The organism is Rhodococcus sp. EPR-147, from assembly GCF_001647185.1.
GTDB lineage: Bacteria > Actinomycetota > Actinomycetes > Mycobacteriales > Mycobacteriaceae > Rhodococcoides.
Window position 1 is genome coordinate 1 of record NZ_LVCU01000380.1, and the last position, 17,422, is coordinate 17,422.

Sequence of the window (17,422 nt, forward strand, 5' to 3'; positions counted from 1 at the left end):
CGCCCGCGTTTCGTCGTCTCCTTCATGGATGTGCGGTTCGCGCCTGCCGCCGAGCACTGGCCGGACTGGAACGCCCGAGCGTTGCGCAGCAAGCAGTACCAGCACGACGTGTACATCTGGATCAACCGCACGCCGCAGGGGATCAACATCGCGGCTCGCTATCCCAACACCGAGCAGGCGACCGCGCGGGTTCACGAATACGTCGGTGCCTTCCGAAAGTTGTTGAGCGATGTTGCGGACACGGGTACCGCCCGATTCCCCCTCACGGGCGACGAGCGATCCGATATCGGACATACCGACACCGGTCAGATCGCTACCAATCAGTAGCTCACTGCGGCTCGCCGCCGGTCAGCTGCAGCTCTGCAGACCGATTGCAGCGATGACAGTGCCGATGCTTAGACTCCGACGTGACGTTCGTAACGAAGCACGCGAGAAACACATCCGTAGGAGGCTCAGTGCCCAGCCATGCCAGTGCTCAGATCACCAAGGTTCTTGTCGCCAATCGTGGTGAGATCGCGGTGCGGGTGATCCGGGCTGCGGCCGATGCCGGGTTGGCCAGTGTCGCTGTGTACGCCGAACCCGACGCCGACGCCCCGTTCGTCCGTCTGGCCGACGAAGCCTTCGCGCTCGGCGGGCAGAGCTCCGCGGAGTCGTACCTGGTGATCGACAAGATCATCGACGCCGCCGCCAAGTCCGGGGCCGACGCCATCCACCCCGGCTACGGATTCCTCTCCGAGAACGCCGACTTCGCCCAAGCCGTCATCGATGCCGGCCTGATCTGGATCGGACCGTCCCCGCAGTCCATCCGCGACCTCGGCGACAAGGTCACCGCCCGCCACATCGCCGCCCGCGCCAAAGCACCCTCGGTCCCCGGCACCTCCGAACCGGTCAAGGACGCCGACGAAATCCTCGCCTTCGTCGACGAACACGGCCTACCGATCGCGATCAAAGCCGCGTTCGGTGGCGGCGGACGCGGCATGAAAGTCGCCCGCACCCGCGAGGAAATCCCCGAACTGTTCGATTCGGCCACCCGCGAAGCAGTCGCCGCGTTCGGGCGCGGAGAATGCTTCGTCGAGCGCTACCTCGACAAGCCCCGCCACGTCGAAGCGCAGGTCATCGCCGACCAACACGGCAACGTCATCGTCGCCGGCACCCGCGACTGCTCCCTGCAACGCCGCTTCCAGAAACTCGTCGAGGAAGCACCCGCCCCGTTCCTCACCGACGCCCAACGCAAAGAAATCCACTCCTCCGCCAAAGCCATCTGCCTCGAAGCCGGCTACTACGGTGCCGGCACCGTCGAATACCTCGTCGGACAAGACGGCCTCGTGTCGTTCCTGGAAGTGAACACCCGCCTGCAGGTCGAGCATCCCGTCACCGAGGAAACCTCCGGCATCGACCTGGTGCTGCAGCAGTTCAAGATCGCCAACGGTGAAGAACTGTCCATCACCGACGACCCCGAACCCCGGGGGCATTCGTTCGAGTTCCGGATCAACGGCGAAGACGCCGGACGCGGCTTCCTACCCGCCCCCGGACCGGTCACCACCTTCCGTGCGCCGTCGGGACCCGGTGTGCGCGTCGATTCCGGTGTCGAATCCGGCTCGGTGATCGGTGGACAGTTCGACTCGATGCTCGCCAAGCTCATCGTCACCGGCGCGACCCGCGAGGAAGCCCTCGCCCGTTCACGTCGAGCACTCGCCGAATTCGACGTCCAAGGACTTGCGACGGTGATTCCGTTCCACGCCGCGGTGGTCTCCGATCCGGCGTTCATCGGCGACGGCGACTCCTTCGACGTCCACACCCGCTGGATCGAAACCGAATGGGACAACCAGGCTCCCCCGTTCACCGCCGGACAACCCATCGACGACGACGACGACGTCCTGCCGCGGCAGTCCGTCGTCGTCGAGGTCGGTGGCCGCCGCGTCGAGGTCTCGTTGCCCGGGGAACTGTCCCTCAGCGGCGGTAACGGCGGCGGGCCCGCCGGCGCGGTACGCCGCAAGCCCAAAGCTCGTACCCGTGGTGGTGCGGGAGCCGGTGCCGCATCCGGAGACGCGGTCACCGCACCCATGCAGGGCACCGTGGTCAAAGTCGCCGTCGACGAAGGCCAAACCGTCGACGCCGGTGACCTCATCGCCGTCCTCGAAGCAATGAAAATGGAAAACCCCGTCAACGCCCACAAAGCAGGCACCATCACCGGCCTGACCGTCACCGCAGGCGACGCCATCACCCAAGGCACCGTCCTCGCAGAGATCAAATGACGTAGCGATGTCCGAGCTTCCGGAGATCCGAATCGGTACGGCTGATCGAGAGAAGGCCCTCGAGGCACTGAGTCTGCACTTCAGTGAGGGTCGGCTGACCGTGCCCGAATTCGACGAGCGCAGCGCCGTCGTTGCTTCGGCGACGACGCGTGGGGAGATCGACAAAGTCTTCGTCGATCTCCCCGCTGCGTCGACGTCGCACACTCCCGCCCAGCTCGGGAAATCTCCGGCACCGACCGAGGGCGGTGCCGGAATCGATTGGCGCGCAGTGGTGATGCCCCTGGTGATCTTCGGTTCACTGGCATTGTTCTTCCTCACCGACTTCGATCAGAAGTGGCTGTTCTTCCTTCTCATCCCATTGGCGGGTGCGCTGCTGTCGGCGGGCGGTCACTCGAAGAGTCCGAAGAAAAAGAAGAGAGATCGTTGAAGGCGCTTCTGTTCGATGTGTTCGGCACAGTGGTCGATTGGCGTACCAGCGTGGCCCGCGAGGTCGAGTCGCTGTGTGGTCCCGACATCGACAGTCATGCGTTCGCCGACCGCTGGCGCAGCCTGTATCAGCCGGCGATGGAACAGGTTCGGTCGGGCAACCGCCCGTTCACCCGGCTCGATGTACTTCATCTCGAGTCACTTCGAGTCGTGTTGTCGGAGTTCGATGTTCAGCTAGACGACAGTGATGTCGCATCCTTGAATCACGCGTGGCATCGATTGGATCCGTGGCCGGATTCGGTTTCTGGGCTCACCCGACTACGCACCGAGTTCATCATCGCGCCGCTCTCCAACGGCAACATCTCGCTGCTGCTCGATATGGCCAAGAATGCCGGACTGCCATGGGACGCAATCCTCGGAGCAGAACCGGTGCGTGCGTACAAGCCCATGCCCGACGCCTATCTACGCACCGCGGACATTCTGGGTCTCGAGCCGAGCGAGTGCATGATGGTCGCCGCACACAACAGTGATCTCGCTGCCGCTGCCGACTGCGGCTTCGCAACGGCATTCGTCGCTCGTCCCCTCGAACACGGGCCGCGTCAGACCACCGACCTCGCCGCGGAATCCGACTGGAATCACAGCGTCGACTCGATCGATTCTCTCGCAACGCAATTGGGCTGCTGACAACAGCTATCGGGTCACAGGAATCAGCTGGTGCGCAATCCACGCGTCCACGTCCCGGTGCGAACGGAAGCGAACAATCGTCAGCTCCGGGCGGCGCACACTCAGTTGCTGCACTCGCTCGGTAGTCGACCGGTAGGTGTTCCATGCCCATCGAACGATGTGGTCGCGGTCGAAGAGGATGCGGTGCAGTGGGGGTTCGATGTTGCCGTTCCACAGCTCGCGCCTACCGAGCCTGCGCCGTAGCGTCCGAACCATCACCTGCCGCATGACTGTTCGGCGCGGTAGGTCCAGCCACAGAAACAAATCGGCTCGATCGGCGAGACGGTCTCGAACGATGTTGTACTGCCACTCGGTGACCCACGACGGGCGCGCGATGAACTCCTCCACCTCGGACTCGAACGTCGCACGCGGCGTCCAATTCGGGCCGTGGAACAAGCTGTCGATCTCGATGTGTTCGATTCCCAGAATCGATCCGAGACGGGCAGACAGCGTCGTTTTCCCGGAACCGGACGTCCCAGCAACGACGATCCTCGAGCGACAGAACACTGCATCGTTCGGTCCGAGAATCACGGAGACGACGCTACCGAATCGCGAGCACCGATGCTGCGTCCAGCGTGCTGTGCCCGACTGATATCGCCCTCTACGGCTGGGCACACAGCGCTACGATCGCCTCCGCCATGTGGTTCACGAACTCTCGACGCGCCGACTCGGTCAGCCGGTCGAGTGAGAGGTACGGGTTCAGGTCTTCGAGCTCGACCAACAGCAGCGTTCCGTCGACGGTGCGGCATGCGTCCACCCGAGTGATTCCGTGGTCGATGTCGTTCCAATCGACGAATCGTTGCGCGAACTCTCGGTCCTGAGCAGTAGTCGAGTACGGCTCCAGGTCCCAACGTCGGTCGGGGTCAGGAGCGTACAAGGCGTATCGAACTGTGTGGCCGATGAAGTAGAACGACACTTCGTACACGAAATCGATTCGCGGCTGAATCAGGCTGCCCGGCTCTACTTGCGATAATTCGGCGCGCCCGGAATGACGCATGCCGATCGAGTCGGCACCCCATTTCGGTTTCACCACATAGGTATTCACCTCGGGTAAGCGCGAGACGTTCCGCGGGTCGTCGACGGTAGGTATGACCGGAAAACCATCTGCGAAAAGATCGACCAGGTACTGCTTGCCTCTCTGGTCGCCTTTGCCGGTCAGCTGGGTGAAAACCTTCGCGCCGTTCTCGCGCGCATGGCGAGCAAACATGTCGAAAGCATCCTGGTACCCCAGCACAGGCCCGGAGTTCCGGATGACGACCACATCGAAGCCGTCCATCAGCGCAAGCGCGTCGAGCGGGTGACAGAGCGCAATGTCGAACCACTCGCGGAGCTGCGACGACAGAAAGATGTCTTCGTCGCAGTAGCGTCGGCCCTTCGACAGATACGCCAGGTCGGTGACGAAGAGAACGCGTGGACGGGGTGCATGCATCGGGCAACTCCTACCGGTCTCGAAACATCACGATGTTCGTTCGCGGGCCAACAGAAATGCCTGCGATGTCGACTCGTATCCCATCGGAGCTCGATGCACGCGGACGTCCACCTCGAAGTTCGCCTCGACGAGCATGCCTGCGACCATGTCGGGGTCGAGTCGGTATGCGTCGTACGAGACCGAGTGTCCGTACGCCTGCTCGAGTCGCACCCGCTCGTTGCCTGCTTGAAATGCCAACAGCAGCAGACCTTCCGGCATCAGCACCCGATGCAATTCGGCAAAGATCTTCGACAATTGGTGCGGAGGCGTGTGGATGATCGAGTACCAGGCAACGATCCCCGCCAGAGAGCTGTCACCCGCGTCCAACGCCTCCATCGACCCGACATCGAATCGCAGGTGCGGATGTTCGCGCCGAGCGACCTCGATCATATTGGGCGACAGATCCATCCCCGCTACGTCGAGGCCGAGGCGGTGCAGCTGCTCGGTGATACGGCCGGAACCACACCCCACCTCCAGAACGTGCCCACTCGGCACCCGGGCTGCGAACGTCGCCAACAATCCGTGCTCGAGATGTCGGCCGTCGAGTTCGTCGCGAACAAGTTCGGCGTAGCTCTCGGCAACGGTGTCGTAGGCGGCCCTCGTCATCGAAACATGCTGTTGCTCGGCCACAGTGGCTACGGTACCGGCTCACCCGGTGTCGGCAGGTACGAGTGCGTCAGCATCTCGAAGAAGTGCCCGGTCGGGTCGCGGAAATACACTCCGCGGCCCCCGTGGTCGGTGTTGACGGTGCCGGGTTCGGTCATCCGGGGGTCGGCCCAGTGTTCGACGCCCTGGTCGACCAGCCTCGCGTAGGCCGCGTCGAACAGATCGTCGCTCACCCGAAATGCGTAGTGCTGGAACTGAATATCATCGAAGGGGGGCTCGGCGAATTGAACGAGAGTGCCGTCGGTGAGCTGTACGTTGACGAACGGCCCCCATGACGGGGCCTCGGGTAAAGCGAACAGGGTGCAAAAGAATTCGGCCGATGCGGCACTGTTCTTTGCAACGATGATGGTGTGATCGAACGAAATGGACATGCGCTGCCTCCTGGGCAGTACGACGCCTCCATGCCTGACGCAGTCCGTCATCGACACGCGACGCTGAGGACGATGCTCGCACGGACCCCGAATCCGAGTCAACCGGTGAATTCACGGCCGCGATTCGGTCTTCTTCGGTGACAGCATTGCCGAGGAGAGGAACCCACTATGGTCGGTCGACTTCTGTTCGTTCACGGTGCCGGCGGATTTTTCGACGACGCACCGCTGGCCAACGGACTTGCACAGGCTTTGCACCTCGATCTGTGCATGCCCGAACTGTCCGACACTGCCATGGGTTTCGAGGACTGGGCCGCGCCGGTTCGGCAGCACCTGGACCGGCTCGGATCGGATGATGCGGTCATTGCGCATTCCTTCGGCGCATCGATCCTCGTCAGGGTCTTGGCAGAACATCGCCGGGAGCGACCCCTGAGAGCCACTCTGTTGGCGATGCCGGACTGGACTCCGCATGGGTGGGATGTCACGGACTACGCGTTCACCACCCAGGAGCCCGAGACCGACCTGACGCTCGTCCACTGCCGGGACGACGACGTGGTTCCCATTTCTCACCTGGCGTCGAACTCGACCGCTCTCCCGTCGGCGAGAGCGATCGAGTTGTCGACCGGTGGCCATCAATTCGACGGCATGATCGAGGCCGTTGCCGCCGAGATCCGCGGATTCGAGCGTCCCCGCGGGGACGCTTCTACTGGCCCCGATCCTCGTAGTCGATGACGAGGCCGACTCGGCCGAACATGCAGACCGGGCGTCCGCTCACCGATAGTCGTGGTCGATTCCCGTTGCCCATTGCGAACATTCGACGGCGATCACGTCGTCTCTTCCCCGCAGGAAGTCGCGTGCACCGGCGTCTCCCGAGGCCGATGCCACGGCTGCGTCGACGTGTCGTCGCGCCAGGACAACCGGATGTCCGGGACGGCCGTCGAACACGGCTCTTGCGAGACCGGTTTCCCGCGCTGCAGCGAGTACTGCTTGCACCACCTCGGGTCCGACGTCCGGCGTATCGACCACATGCACCACCGCGTAGTCCGCGTCCGACGCTGCGGTCAGACCGGCCTCGAACGACGCGCTCATTCCCTGTTCCCACTGGGGTGCATAAACAGCGATCACACCGTCGGGCACGGGCGCATCCGCCGCTCCCAGCACCACGACCACGCGATCACAGCCGCCGTCGCGCAATGCCTGCACCGCAGTCCTGAGCCACAGCCCGTCGTGGGCGAGCACTTTGGGCGATCCGTATCGCGTTCCGGCACCGGCGGCCAGTACCACTCCGACGGCAAGGTCCGACACGATCGTTCCTTTCACTCTCGGGTGAAGTCTTGGATGTTCGCACAACGTCCACGTCGAGTACGTCCCGAAGTTTGTGCTCGCTCGACTAGCGAGGATAGGCGTGATGACTGATTCTTAGTGCACTTCTCCTGCAGCGTCGCAGGAATCCTGCCCTGTTGCTTCCGCGAGGTGCCCACCCATGTCCGTCAAGCCCACCACACGCAAACGTGTCCATCCTGTCGACGAAGTGCTCCCCGTTCCGAAACTTGCTGCTTACGGGTTCCAACATGTCGTCGCGTTCTATGCAGGCGCCGTCTTGGTGCCGATCATCATCGGCAGCGCGATCGGACTGACCAACGAACAGTTGATCCACCTGATCAACGCAGATCTGTTCACCTGCGGCATCGCATCGATCATCCAATCGGTCGGATTCTGGAAGATCGGTGTCCGCCTGCCGCTCCTGCAGGGCGTGACGTTCGCCGGCGTCTCTCCGGTGATCGCGATCGCGATGGCGAACGGCGGCGGCACCGAGGGGTTGCTGTACGTCTACGGCGCCGTCATCGTCGCCGGTCTCGTCACGTTCTTCATGGCTCCGTACTTCAGTAGGCTGCTGCGATTCTTCCCACCGGTGGTCACCGGTACCGTCATCACGATCATCGGTGTGGCGTTGCTGCCGGTGGCGGTCAACGACGCTGTGACCAATCCTGCTACCCACGAACAGGATCCGTCCAACGGACGGTGGATGGCATACGCGATCGGCACCCTGCTGATCATCGTGCTGATCCAACGATTCTTCAAGGGTTTCATGGCGACCATCGCTGTGCTTCTGGGCCTGGTGATCGGTAGCGCCGTGGCGTTCGCTCTGGGAGACATGAACTTCGACGGCACCTCGGAGGCGTCGTGGGTCGGTTTCACACAGCCCTTCCTGTTCGGCGTGCCCAAATTCAGTGTCGTCGCGATCATTTCGATGATCGTGGTCATGCTCATCATCGCCGTCGAAACCACCGGCAGTGTGTACGCGACGGGTGAGATCGTCGGCAAGCGCATCAAGAAGGACGACATCGCAGCGACACTGCGCGCGGACGGCGTGGCCACCGTCATCGGCGGCACGTTCAACTCGTTCCCGTACACGGCCTTCTCGGAGAACGTCGGCCTGGTGCGCCTGACCGGTGTGCGCAGCCGTTGGGTGGTGGCCACGGCAGGCGGCATCATGATTCTGCTGGGTCTGCTGCCCAAGACGGCAGCCGTCGTGGCATCGATCCCGCCGCCGGTGCTCGGCGGAGCCGCGCTCGCCCTGTTCGCGACCGTCGCCGTGGTCGGAATCCAGACTCTGTCGAAGGTGGACTTCACCGATCACCGCAACCTGATCATCGTCGCCACAAGTCTCGGTCTCGCGATGCTCGTGACCATTCAACCGACGGTGTCCGGGGGTGTGCCCGATTGGCTGGAAATGTTGTTCGGCAGTGGCATCGTTCTCGGTGCGGTCTCGGCAATCGTGCTCAACGTCTTGTTCTTCCACATCGGCAATCGCGGGCAGGCCGTCGCCGGTGGTCCGGGTAAGGGCATCACCCTCGACACGGTCAACGAGATGTCCGCCGAGGACTTCGCTGCCACGTTCGGCGGCTTGGTGCAGGGCACTCCGTGGGTGGTCGAACGCGCGTACCAGCAGCGGCCTTTCGCCGATGCGCACGGGTTGCGCGAGGCGTTCCAGGAGGCATTGTTGGCCGGCACCACCGAGGAACAGATCGAGCTGATCAACAGCTATCCCGATCTCGGTAGCGAGGACGCCACCGGCACCCTCAACGCAGCGGACCACGTCGGCTTGTCCAACCTGGAGGAGGACGAGCACGACAACATCGTCCAACTCGCCGCCGAATACCGCGAACACTTCGGCTTCCCTCTGGTGATCTGTGCACGGGAGACGGAGCGTTACGATCGAGTTCTGGCCAACGGGTGGTCACGCGTCGAGAACGCACCGTCGGCGGAGCGGTCGTTCGCGATGATCGAGATCGCCAAGATCGCGAACTACCGGTTCGACGACCTCGTGGCCGACGCCAACCCGATCGCGGCCGCGCGGTTCGGTCGCATCAACGACTTCAGATAGCGAGCGAGATGTGCTGCACGAATGGATAGGGCTCGACGGGTTCAATCGGCTCAGTGATCGGCAAGCGATGCATGCACTCTACGAGTGCTGCGCATCGTCGATCTGGGCCCGTCGCGTCGCCCAGGGTCGCCCCTTCGACAGTCGAGATCTGCTGTTGGACAGGGCGGATCGAGTACTTGCCGAACTACCCGAGGCCGAGATCGACCATGCACTCGACGGTCATCCACGCATCGGCGGCAAGGCCGACAACCCGTCCTCGAAACGTGAGCAGGCCGCGGTGACGACGGCGGGTACCGAGGTACGCGAGAAGTTGGCGGCAGGAAACCGTGTGTACGAGGACAAGTTCGGCCATGTGTATCTGGTGTGCGCCACGGGCAGGTCCGCGGATGACCTGCTCGCTATCCTCGAGGAGAGGCTCGACAACGATGCCGAAACCGAAAGACGGGTGCTCCGCGTGGAACTGGCCAAGATCAACCGAATTCGCCTCGGGCGCATGCTGGGACCAGAGCAGTGACGGGGCTGTCGACCCACGTCCTCGACGCCACCTCGGGGACACCTGCGGTGGGGATGCGGGTGCGGTTGTTCCATCCCGAGAAGGGCGAGATCTCCACCGCCACCACCGATGGCGACGGCCGAATCGGCGAGGTAGTGCCGGGGCCGATCGATCCGGGCGTGTATCGCCTTTCGTTCGACACCGGCGATTATTTCGAGGCGACATCGACACCGAGCTTCTATCCCGAGGTGTCGATCTCGTTCACCGTCACCGATCCCGATGCCCACTATCACGTCCCATTGCTGTTGTCCCCCTTTGCTTATTCGACCTATCGCGGGAGCTGACATGACCGACCTGACCGGAAAGATCGTCCTCGGATCCAATCAGTACGGCAAGGCGGAGAACCGCGTGGTGCGGATCTATCGCGACTCTCCCCGGCACGAGATCCACGACATCAACGTGTCGAGCGCCCTGCGCGGCGACTTCTCGCCCGCGCATCTGGTGGGAGATCAGTCCAACGTGCTTCCCACCGACACCCAGAAGCAGACCGCGTACGCGTACGCGAAGACCAAGGGGTTGCTGCATCTGGAGAGCTACGGCCTCGATCTCGCTCGGCACTTCGTCGACGATGTGGAACCCGTCGAAGGGGCCCGCATCGAACTCGAGGAGTACGCCTGGGCTCGCGCGGTGATCGACGGCGTCGAGCACGATCACACGTGGACCCGCAAGGGTGAGGAGATCCGCACGTCGGCGGTGACCGTCGAGGGCAAGGGCGACGCGCAGCAGACGTGGGTGATCAGCGGCTTCAAGGAGATGGTGATTCTCAAGTCCACGGGCTCGGAATTCCACGGATTCCTCGAAGATGACCTGACGATTCTCGAACCCACCACCGACCGGGTGATGGCGACATCGCTGACCGCGCAATGGCGATACACCACCACCGACGTCGAGTGGGACGCCGTGTACGCGGGTGTGAAGGCGGCGATGGTCGAGCGGTTCGCCAATCTGCAGTCGCTGGCCCTCCAGCAGACTCTGTACGCCATGGGCGAGGCGGTGCTGGAGAAATATCCGTTCATCGCAGAGATCACGATGTCTGCGCCGAACAAGCATCACTTCGTCTACGACCTGGGCAGGTTCGGCATCGAGAACAATCTCGAGGTGTTCAACGCGGACGATCGGCCGTACGGTCTGATTCAGGCAACCGTCGAGCGCGAGGATGCCCCGGACGCCGGAAGTGCCTGGCGAACATACTCTGTCGTCGGATAGAGCCCTGAGCTCACGTGTGCAGCGCCGCAGTCCACTCCACCAACGGGGTCAGAGCTCGCCAGGCATCGCGCACCTTCGTGGCGGCCTTGGGTGTCTCCAGCCACGCGGGTGAGCCGAAATGCTTACCCGCGGTGAGTGACTTGTGGCGCAACAGGTCGATGCGCGGGTGGTCCAGCTCGTATCCCCGGGGCTTGGTCTTGAGCTTGTCGCCGCCGATCTCGTATCCGGCTTTGGTCAGCGTCGCCAGAATTCGCTCGAGCTCGGCACCGCGGACGTCGTCGTCGACGGTGCGGCGGTAGCGGGCAACACCCTCGGTCGAGGAGTTGTAGAAGCCACCTGCGACGAACAAGCCCGCGGGGTCGATCTGGACGTAGAAGCCCAGACTGTCCCCACGAGCGACGAATCCACCCTGATGGGTCTTGTACGGGGTCTTGTCCTTCGAGAAACGGACATCGCGGTAGGGGCGAAACACCTTGGCGCTGCCGAATTCCGGTTCGAGGGTCGCGAGCAACGCCGTCATGGGCCCCTTGACCGCGTTGTCGTAGACCTCCTTGTGCTCGCTCCACCAGAGCTTGCTGTTGTCGGCTTCGAGGTCCTCGTAGAAGTCCAGGGCAGCGAAGGGTATTCCGGTGAAGCCAGTCATTCCTCGATCCTATGCGGCCCCGGTGGCCGACGAAGGAGGGATGGATTGAAGCGCGAGGTAGACATCGAGCCGGTCCGAGGTGGAATTCAGATCCCGGCCCAGCAACTCCTCCACTCGCTTGATTCGGTACCGCACGGTGTTGAGGTGGACGTGCAACGACTCGGCCGTCCGGTTCCACGATCCACCGGTCGCCAGGAATTCGCGGAGGGTGTCGGTGAGTCCGGCATCGGTGCGCCGGTCGTAGTCGAGCAGTGGAGCGAGTACGTGTTCGACGAACGACCGACGCACGTCGTCCGGCAGAGCCGAGAGCATCGACACCGCCGAGGTCAGTTGCGCACCCGCGGTGACGGTCACCGGGCTTGACCCTTGTCTGCTGACTTCGAGTGCGTGCCGGGCCGATCGCAGCGCGCCGTCGATGGTGATGCCGGTTGCCTCGGAGCTGACCCCCACGAGCAGACGGCTGTGCCCGATGCCGGAGCCCAAGCGAGTCAATCGGGTTCGCAGTGTCTGTGTGAAATCAGGATCGTCGGTGTTCACGACAGCGACGATGTCGCCGTGCGTGCTGCACCCGACGCATCCTCCACCGAAGGAGGTGAGTGTGTCGCTGAGAACCGTACGCAGCATCTCGCGCAGGTCGATCCGTCCGCTGTGAACGACTCTGACGACGACCAGCGAGCGGTCCGGGTCGACGCCTGCCTGACGCAGCCGCGTCAGGGCTTCGGGTCTGGTGCTGTCGGCCTCGATCAACGCCACTGCCTGGTCGGCGATTTCGCGTCGGACCAGTCGCCCCTCCTCGCGTCGAGCACGATCGAGCGCGGCGATGGCCGCGAGCTGGCCGAACGCATCGGCGATGGCAGGTGGGAACGTCGCCATGTCTCCCGCCACCGCGAGGAACCATCGGGTGGTCCGCTGCGCGAGCGCAGGCCCGACACCGAAGATGCTGTACACACCTCCGTCACTGAGAGTGGTTGTCGTGGGCAGCCTTTCGGAGGACAGCGCAGCGTGCGTCAGAGTATCGACGTCGGCATCGGAGAACGCCGAGACCTCGGCCACCAGCCGCCGTCCGGTCGCCGTGAAGATCAGACACGCCATCCCGGTTTCCCTGGAGGTGTGCAGCGCCAACTCGTCGAGCGCTCTGCCGTCTGCGATCGCGGTGAGCAGCTGGCGTTGCCGGACGAGCGAGGTGTTCAGCGAGGCTATGCGATCTCCGGTGACACGGCCGACGAGAAACTCCGTCACCTCGCCGAACGAGACGGTCTCGGGTACCGCGAGCAGGGGTAGTCCGTGCCGCTCGCATGCGTCGATCAGGTCGGGTGGAACGTGGCCGAGCAACCCTTCACCGGCGGCCAGTGCCGAAGCCCCCGATTCGGCGACGGCCCTGACGAACATCTCACTGTCCGCGGGCGTTCGATGCCATACGAGACCGGTGATGACCAGCTCGCCGCCCGCGATGTAGCGCGACGGATCGGGCAGCTCGCTCGTGTAGGTCCAACGCAGCGTGCGGCCGAGGGCGTCGGTATCGGAGGTGAGCAATCGAATGCCGAGCTGCGTGGCGTCGAGCAAGTCCTTGACCTGCACTGCTGTTCCTCCCCCGGCCCTCGCTGAGCGTGCTCGAAACAGCTGAGCTCGTAGGAAAAACAGTATGTGTGGGTTGTTTCGTGCGAGTTTCGGGCGTATCGCCGAACGACCGAAGATCGGTAACAGATACTCACTACAGTTCGAAGGGACACATCGGGTGTTGGATCTGTCGGGGTGGTGGATCTGCCGGCGAGAACGAGGTGAACGAAGGCCATGGATCTCGGCACTGTCGACGACATTCTGCTTCCCGGCTCCCGCGCGGACCTTCCGCCCGGACGCACGGACACCGCTGTCCTTGCCGGCGGTACCTGGCTGTTCTCCGAGAAGCAGGACCACCTGGCCACCCTCGTCGATGTCACCGCCTTGGGCTGGGAGCCGTTGACCGTCACCGAGACCGGGCTCGAGATCGCTGCCACCTGCACCATCGAGACCTTGGCGCGCTACTCCTCTCCTTGGCCGGCCACCGCATTGTTTCCCCGCTGCGCAGCAGCATTGTTGGCCTCGTTCAAGATCTGGAAGACCGCCACCGTCGGCGGCAACATCGCGCTGGCCCTGCCTGCCGGAGCGATGATCTCGTTGACCGCCGCTCTCGACGGTGTCGGGCAGGTGTGGTCGGCCGATGGGTCCGATCACGACTACCGCATCGCGATCGCGGATCTGGTCACGGGCCCGCACGAAAACGCCCTTCGACCGGGAGACGTGCTGCGCAGCATCGATATCCCGCTGCACGCGCTCCAGTCCAGAACGGCGATGCGCAAGCTCGCACTGTCACCGCTCGGGCGATCGGCCGCCGTGGTGATCGGGCGGGTCGACGACGACGGCAAATTCGTTCTGACCGTCAGCGCGTCGACCGTCCGTCCGTTCGTTCTGCGTTTCCCGGGCCTGCCGACGGCGGGCGAACTCGACGACGCGCTCGCCGCCACCATCGGTCCCCAGCACTGGTACGACGACCCCCACGGGGCTCCGGACTGGCGTCGACACATCAGTTGCACTGCAGCGCAGCAGATTCGCGAGGAGTTGTCATGATCGTAGACATCAACGGTGTGCCGACCGATGTCACTCCACGGCCCGGTCAGTGCCTGCGCACCCTGCTCCGTGAACACGACCACTTCGAGGTGAAGAAAGGGTGCGACGCAGGCGACTGCGGCGCATGCTCGGTGCTCGTCGACGGCGAACCGGTGCACTCGTGCATCTTCCCCGCGTTTCGTGCCGCCGACCGGTCCGTCACCACCGTCGCGGGACTCGGCTCACCGGACGACCTCCACCCGATGCAGAGCCGATTCGTCGAAGCCGCCGGTTTCCAATGCGGATTCTGCACTGCGGGAATGGTCGTCACCGCCTCGACGCTGACCGAGGAAGATCTGGACGAGCTTCCCGAACGGCTGAAGGGAAACCTGTGTCGCTGCACCGGGTATCGCGCCGTGTCCGACGCCGTCTGCGGGGTGGTCAACACCGAGAAGTCCGTCGACGGTCCGGCGTGTGGACGGTCGCTCGCGGCACCCGCCAGCACGCGCATCGTCACCGGAACCGAGCCCTACACACTCGACCACACCCCTGCCGGGTTGCTGCACGCCAGTGTTCTCGGAAGTCCACACGCGCATGCCCGGATCGTCTCCGTCGATACCACCGCGGCAGAGCAGGTGCCGGGGGTGCACCTGATTCTGACTGCGAAAGACAGTCCGGCGACGGCATTCTCGACGGCCCGCCACGACCGCCGCGTCGACGATCCGGACGACACCCATGTTCTCGATACCGTCGTGCGCTTCATCGGCCAGCGAGTGGCGATCGTGGTCGCAGAATCGGTGGCAGCGGCCGAAGAAGGGTGCCGCGCACTTGTCGTCGAGTACGACGTGCTGCCTGCAGTGTTCGATCCGGAGTCCTCGCTCGCACCCGATGCGCCGAAGATCCACGGCGACAAGGACGCGACGGCGCGAATCGCGGATCCGTCTCGCAATCTGGTGGCCGAGCTGCACGGCAGTACCGGGGACGTCGACGCTGCCGTTCGCGACGCGGCGGCGGTGGTCACCGGCCGCTGGACCACGCAGCGGATTCAGCACGTGCACCTGGAAACCCACGGCACCATCGGTTGGTTGGACGAGACCGGAAAACTGAATCTACGCACCAGCACTCAGGTTCCGTTTCTGGTGCGCGACGAGATCTGCGAGATCTTCGGTTTGGCACGCGATCGTGTTCGCGTGTTCACCGCGCGCGTCGGCGGCGGATTCGGCGGCAAGCAGGAGTTGCTCACCGAGGACGTGGTGGCGCTGGCGGTACTGCGTACCGGTCGACCGGTGCAGTTCGAGTTCACGCGCACGGACGAGTTCACCGTGGCACCGTGCCGTCATCCATTCCGCGTCGATGTCACGGCCGCCGCGAGCGCCGACGGCACGCTGACCGCCCTGTCGATCGACGTTCTCACCGACGCCGGTGCCTACGGGAACCACAGTGCCGGTGTGATGTTCCACGGCTGCGGCGAGTCGGTGGCGATCTACCGGTGCGCCAACAAACGGGTCGACGCAAAGACCGTGTACACCAACAACATCCCGTCCGGAGCTTTCCGAGGCTACGGTTTGGGACAGGTGATGTTCGCGATCGAATCGGCGATGGACGATCTGGCGCGAGAGATCGACGTCGATCCGTTCGAGTTTCGCAGACGCAACGTGATCGTCCCCGGCGACGACATCGTCGCCGCCCACCACGAGGAAGACGACCTGCAGTTCGGCAGCTACGGCCTCGATCAGTGCATCGACCTTGCCGAAGCCGCTCTGCGACGAGGCAACGGCGAGCACGCACCGGCGGGCTGGAAGGTGGGCGAAGGAATGGCGGTGGCCATGATCGCGACCATTCCCCCGCGCGGCCACCGCGCCGAGACCTCGGTGGCACTGCTACCCGAGGGGCGGTACGAGATACGCGTCGGGACTGCGGAATTCGGCAACGGAACCACCACCGTCCACACTCAGATCGCGGCGAGCGAACTGGGCACGTCCGTCGACCGCATCGGAGTCGATCAATCCGACACCGACTCGGTCACCTACGACACGGGCGCATTCGGTTCGGCGGGCACCGTGGTGGCAGGCAAGGCCCTCTACGCGGCGGTTCGCGCGATGTCGGCTCGGATCCTGGATCTGGCCGCCACCGCGACCGGACACCGAAATTCGGACTGCACACTCGGACCGGAGGGCGTGCGCTGCGGAGATCGCTTCGTCACCCTCGACGACATTCTGGCGATGGCGGGAGGCACCCTCGTCACCGCAGGCAACAGTGGCGGGCTGCCGCGTTCGCTCGCGTTCAACGTGCACGCGTTCCGAGTGGCGGTGCACGAGGACACCGGCACCGTGAAAATACTGCAGTCGGTGCAGAGCGCGGACGCCGGAACCGTGATGAACCCGCAACAGTGCCGTGGTCAGGTCGAGGGCGGCGTCGCACAGGCGATCGGTAGCGCACTGTACGAGGAGATCCGCACCGACGGTGCCGGTCTGGTCACCACCGATTCGATTCGTAGCTACCACGTTCCGCAGTTCGCGGACATTCCTCGCACGGAGGTCTTGTTCGCCGACACCTACGACCGGCTGGGCCCGTTCGGCGCGAAGTCGATGAGCGAGTCTCCGTACAACCCCGTGGCACCGGCTCTGGCCAACGCCATTCGCGACGCCGTCGGTGCCCGACTGTACGACCTACCCATGTCGTCGGACCGCGTCTGGCGGGCGGTCAGCGGTCGTAGAACGTCTGCAGAATGATCGTGCTGCGCGTCTGCACGTTGGCGGTTGCCCGGATCTCCTGCAGCAAGCGTTCGAGCGCCCTCGGCGATTCGACTCGCACCAGCAGAACGTAGCTTTCCTCACCGGCAACCGAGTGACACGACTCGATGGCCGACAGATGCTTCAACCTGGCGGGGGCATCGTCCGGTTGGGCCGGATCGATCGGAGTGATGGCAACGAATGCCGACAGCGGACGGCCGAGGGCCTCCGGATCGACCTGGGCCGTGTATCCACGGATGACGCGCCTGGACTCGAGCCGTCGAACCCTCGATTGAACGGCCGAGACGGACAGGGAAGCCTTTTCCGCCAACGTCGCCAAAGTAGCGCGTCCGTCGGAGACAAGCTCGTCGATGATCAAGCGATCGACGCGATCGAGATTTTCACTCACCT

The 17,422-nt window shown here is 64.0% G+C and carries 18 protein-coding genes and 1 pseudogene; 11 read left to right on the forward strand and 8 right to left on the reverse strand.

The window, feature by feature from the left end:
• The 4 genes and pseudogenes from A2J02_RS28315 to A2J02_RS16935 form a co-directional block, all read left to right on the forward strand.
• Positions 1-327, forward strand: a pseudogene (locus tag A2J02_RS28315) (condensation domain-containing protein); the annotation flags it as partial.
• A gap of 128 nt (positions 328-455) precedes the next feature.
• Entirely contained in the window at positions 456-2,255 is a 1,800-nt protein-coding gene (locus A2J02_RS16925) for an acetyl/propionyl/methylcrotonyl-CoA carboxylase subunit alpha (protein WP_068051408.1), read from the forward strand.
• A 7-nt stretch (positions 2,256-2,262) separates the two neighbouring features.
• Positions 2,263-2,682, forward strand: coding sequence for a DUF1707 SHOCT-like domain-containing protein (locus A2J02_RS16930; RefSeq protein WP_068051410.1), 420 nt, complete (start codon positions 2,263-2,265; stop codon positions 2,680-2,682).
• Positions 2,679-3,365: a haloacid dehalogenase type II gene (locus A2J02_RS16935; RefSeq protein ID WP_068051412.1), complete on the forward strand. Its 687-nt coding sequence runs from the start codon at positions 2,679-2,681 to the stop codon at positions 3,363-3,365. The genes A2J02_RS16930 and A2J02_RS16935 overlap by 4 nt, the downstream gene beginning before the upstream one ends.
• A gap of 6 nt (positions 3,366-3,371) precedes the next feature.
• On the opposite strand, the gene A2J02_RS16940 is transcribed toward A2J02_RS16935, so the two are convergent.
• The 4 genes from A2J02_RS16940 to A2J02_RS16955 all read right to left on the reverse strand — a co-directional run bounded on the left by A2J02_RS16940 (position 3,372) and on the right by A2J02_RS16955 (position 5,909).
• A complete protein-coding gene (locus A2J02_RS16940) occupies positions 3,372-3,935 on the reverse strand; it encodes an AAA family ATPase (protein WP_068051414.1) in 564 nt (187 codons plus the stop codon).
• A gap of 70 nt (positions 3,936-4,005) precedes the next feature.
• Complete coding sequence (locus A2J02_RS16945; RefSeq protein WP_068051417.1) at positions 4,006-4,833, reverse strand: hypothetical protein; 828 nt, start codon at positions 4,831-4,833, stop codon at positions 4,006-4,008.
• Positions 4,834-4,860: 27 nt separating this feature from the next.
• On the reverse strand, positions 4,861-5,478 hold the full coding sequence (locus A2J02_RS16950; protein WP_068051457.1) for a class I SAM-dependent DNA methyltransferase: 618 nt from the start codon (positions 5,476-5,478) through the stop codon (positions 4,861-4,863).
• Positions 5,479-5,507: 29 nt separating this feature from the next.
• Positions 5,508-5,909: a VOC family protein gene (locus A2J02_RS16955; RefSeq protein ID WP_068051419.1), complete on the reverse strand. Its 402-nt coding sequence runs from the start codon at positions 5,907-5,909 to the stop codon at positions 5,508-5,510.
• Positions 5,910-6,077: 168 nt separating this feature from the next.
• Between A2J02_RS16955 and A2J02_RS16960 the strand changes: the two genes are divergently transcribed.
• The gene (locus tag A2J02_RS16960) at positions 6,078-6,638 is read left to right on the forward strand and encodes an alpha/beta fold hydrolase (protein WP_068051421.1); all 561 of its coding nucleotides are present in this window, start codon (positions 6,078-6,080) and stop codon (positions 6,636-6,638) included.
• A 39-nt stretch (positions 6,639-6,677) separates the two neighbouring features.
• Here the strand turns inward: A2J02_RS16960 and A2J02_RS16965 are convergent, their stop codons facing one another.
• On the reverse strand, positions 6,678-7,214 hold the full coding sequence (locus tag A2J02_RS16965; protein ID WP_068051459.1) for a nucleotidyltransferase family protein: 537 nt from the start codon (positions 7,212-7,214) through the stop codon (positions 6,678-6,680).
• A 175-nt stretch (positions 7,215-7,389) separates the two neighbouring features.
• On the opposite strand from A2J02_RS16965, the gene uraD (A2J02_RS16970) reads away from it, so the two are divergent.
• From uraD (A2J02_RS16970) to pucL, 4 genes are read left to right on the forward strand one after another with little or no spacing between them, the layout of a single operon-like run.
• Positions 7,390-9,294: a 2-oxo-4-hydroxy-4-carboxy-5-ureidoimidazoline decarboxylase gene (gene uraD, locus A2J02_RS16970; RefSeq protein WP_068051422.1), complete on the forward strand. Its 1,905-nt coding sequence runs from the start codon at positions 7,390-7,392 to the stop codon at positions 9,292-9,294.
• 10 nt (positions 9,295-9,304) lie between these two features.
• The gene (uraD, locus tag A2J02_RS16975; RefSeq protein ID WP_082898764.1) at positions 9,305-9,808 is read left to right on the forward strand and encodes a 2-oxo-4-hydroxy-4-carboxy-5-ureidoimidazoline decarboxylase; all 504 of its coding nucleotides are present in this window, start codon (positions 9,305-9,307) and stop codon (positions 9,806-9,808) included.
• Positions 9,805-10,131 carry a hydroxyisourate hydrolase gene (gene uraH / locus A2J02_RS16980; RefSeq protein WP_032376865.1) on the forward strand — a complete coding sequence of 109 codons (327 nt, stop codon included), beginning with the start codon at positions 9,805-9,807 and terminating at the stop codon, positions 10,129-10,131. The genes uraD (A2J02_RS16975) and uraH overlap by 4 nt, the downstream gene beginning before the upstream one ends.
• Position 10,132: 1 nt before the next feature.
• The gene (pucL, locus tag A2J02_RS16985) at positions 10,133-11,053 is read left to right on the forward strand and encodes a factor-independent urate hydroxylase (protein WP_068051424.1); all 921 of its coding nucleotides are present in this window, start codon (positions 10,133-10,135) and stop codon (positions 11,051-11,053) included.
• 10 nt (positions 11,054-11,063) lie between these two features.
• Here the strand turns inward: pucL and A2J02_RS16990 are convergent, their stop codons facing one another.
• Together A2J02_RS16990 and A2J02_RS16995 are read right to left on the reverse strand one after the other, a co-directional pair.
• The gene (locus A2J02_RS16990; RefSeq protein ID WP_068051426.1) at positions 11,064-11,696 is read right to left on the reverse strand and encodes a DUF2461 domain-containing protein; all 633 of its coding nucleotides are present in this window, start codon (positions 11,694-11,696) and stop codon (positions 11,064-11,066) included.
• Positions 11,697-11,705: 9 nt separating this feature from the next.
• The gene (locus A2J02_RS16995; RefSeq protein WP_068051428.1) at positions 11,706-13,274 is read right to left on the reverse strand and encodes a PucR family transcriptional regulator; all 1,569 of its coding nucleotides are present in this window, start codon (positions 13,272-13,274) and stop codon (positions 11,706-11,708) included.
• A gap of 213 nt (positions 13,275-13,487) precedes the next feature.
• Between A2J02_RS16995 and A2J02_RS17000 the strand changes: the two genes are divergently transcribed.
• Both A2J02_RS17000 and A2J02_RS17005 read left to right on the forward strand, forming a co-directional pair.
• Positions 13,488-14,300: an FAD binding domain-containing protein gene (locus A2J02_RS17000; RefSeq protein WP_068051431.1), complete on the forward strand. Its 813-nt coding sequence runs from the start codon at positions 13,488-13,490 to the stop codon at positions 14,298-14,300.
• Positions 14,297-17,011, forward strand: a complete 2,715-nt coding sequence (locus A2J02_RS17005) for a molybdopterin-dependent oxidoreductase (protein ID WP_068051433.1) — start codon at positions 14,297-14,299, stop codon at positions 17,009-17,011. The genes A2J02_RS17000 and A2J02_RS17005 overlap by 4 nt, the downstream gene beginning before the upstream one ends.
• On the opposite strand, the gene A2J02_RS17010 is transcribed toward A2J02_RS17005, so the two are convergent.
• Positions 16,983-17,420: an Lrp/AsnC family transcriptional regulator gene (locus A2J02_RS17010; protein ID WP_032376860.1), complete on the reverse strand. Its 438-nt coding sequence runs from the start codon at positions 17,418-17,420 to the stop codon at positions 16,983-16,985. The two genes, A2J02_RS17005 and A2J02_RS17010, sit on opposite strands and share 29 nt — an antisense overlap.
• Between the last annotated feature and the right edge of the window lie 2 nt (positions 17,421-17,422).

What these genes read in the sequence shown, in the direction of transcription:
- A2J02_RS16930 (WP_068051410.1), top strand. Translation starts at nt 2,263, where the DNA reads ATGTCCGAGCTTCCGGAGATCCGAATCGGTACGGCTGATCGAGAGAAG.
- A2J02_RS16945 (WP_068051417.1), bottom strand. Translation starts at nt 4,833, where the DNA reads ATGCATGCACCCCGTCCACGCGTTCTCTTCGTCACCGACCTGGCGTAT.
- A2J02_RS16950 (WP_068051457.1), bottom strand. Translation starts at nt 5,478, where the DNA reads ATGACGAGGGCCGCCTACGACACCGTTGCCGAGAGCTACGCCGAACTT.
- A2J02_RS16955 (WP_068051419.1), bottom strand. Translation starts at nt 5,909, where the DNA reads ATGTCCATTTCGTTCGATCACACCATCATCGTTGCAAAGAACAGTGCC.
- A2J02_RS16960 (WP_068051421.1), top strand. Translation starts at nt 6,078, where the DNA reads ATGGTCGGTCGACTTCTGTTCGTTCACGGTGCCGGCGGATTTTTCGAC.
- uraD (WP_068051422.1), top strand. Translation starts at nt 7,390, where the DNA reads ATGTCCGTCAAGCCCACCACACGCAAACGTGTCCATCCTGTCGACGAA.
- pucL (WP_068051424.1), top strand. Translation starts at nt 10,133, where the DNA reads ATGACCGACCTGACCGGAAAGATCGTCCTCGGATCCAATCAGTACGGC.
- A2J02_RS16990 (WP_068051426.1), bottom strand. Translation starts at nt 11,696, where the DNA reads ATGACTGGCTTCACCGGAATACCCTTCGCTGCCCTGGACTTCTACGAG.
- A2J02_RS17000 (WP_068051431.1), top strand. Translation starts at nt 13,488, where the DNA reads ATGGATCTCGGCACTGTCGACGACATTCTGCTTCCCGGCTCCCGCGCG.
- A2J02_RS17005 (WP_068051433.1), top strand. Translation starts at nt 14,297, where the DNA reads ATGATCGTAGACATCAACGGTGTGCCGACCGATGTCACTCCACGGCCC.